This window comes from Xanthomonas hortorum, from assembly GCF_040279205.1.
GTDB classification, from domain to species: Bacteria; Pseudomonadota; Gammaproteobacteria; order Xanthomonadales; family Xanthomonadaceae; genus Xanthomonas; species Xanthomonas hortorum_F.
Window position 1 is genome coordinate 1 of the sequence record NZ_JBEOLS010000135.1, and the last position, 680, is coordinate 680.

The following is a 680-nucleotide window of genomic DNA, read 5'->3' on the forward strand; positions in this document are numbered from 1 at the left end:
CGGGGCGGCAGGGCGGTTTCCTGTATGTAGCTCCCGCGATCGTTGGCTCCGGAGATATCGGTCTTGACCTGGCGATGCCACTGGCCGTCCGAGGCATCGCGCCGCCAGTCGGCGTTGCTCAGGCTGGGGCGATCAGTGGCGTTGGCCGGCTGGCGATACGGATCCTGCGGAGCGGGCGCATCTTTGAGGGCGAGCGCTGCAGCGGCGTTGGTGGCCTGGTAATTGAGTTCGCGTGCCTTCTCGTAGCTGGCGACGATGGGAGTGGAGGTGGGGTTGTCTACCCCGTCGTTGGTGGTGTCGGCCTTGCCCTCGCGCGCCCAGGCGGTGCCGTTGAACGACCACTGCGTGCCCTCGCGATCGGTCTGGGTGTAGATGGCGCGGTTGTCGAGCAACGCGGCGGCCTTCTCGCCAGCGGTACTCAAGAAGTATGCATCGGCCGCGATCAGCACCATCGGCCCGGCGCCCGAGCTACCCAGCGCGTAGGCAGCGGCGGTACCGCCGGCCCAGCCGCCGACATTGCGGCCGGCGAAATGTGCCAGCTCCGACTGCGCAGCGAGCGGGTTGTCCTGGCCGAGGAACTGCGTGGCGCGTTGGCCGGTCATCACCGTGTCGGCGGCGGTGGCGAGCAGGCCGGCGGTGCGTAGCGCCTGGCCGGCAGATAGATCGCCTGCGAGCAGCTC

At 69.0% G+C, this 680-nt stretch carries 1 pseudogene; it reads right to left on the reverse strand.

Going from position 1 to position 680, the window contains the following annotated elements:
• Positions 1 to 680, reverse strand: a pseudogene (locus ABS769_RS22505) (hypothetical protein); the annotation flags it as partial.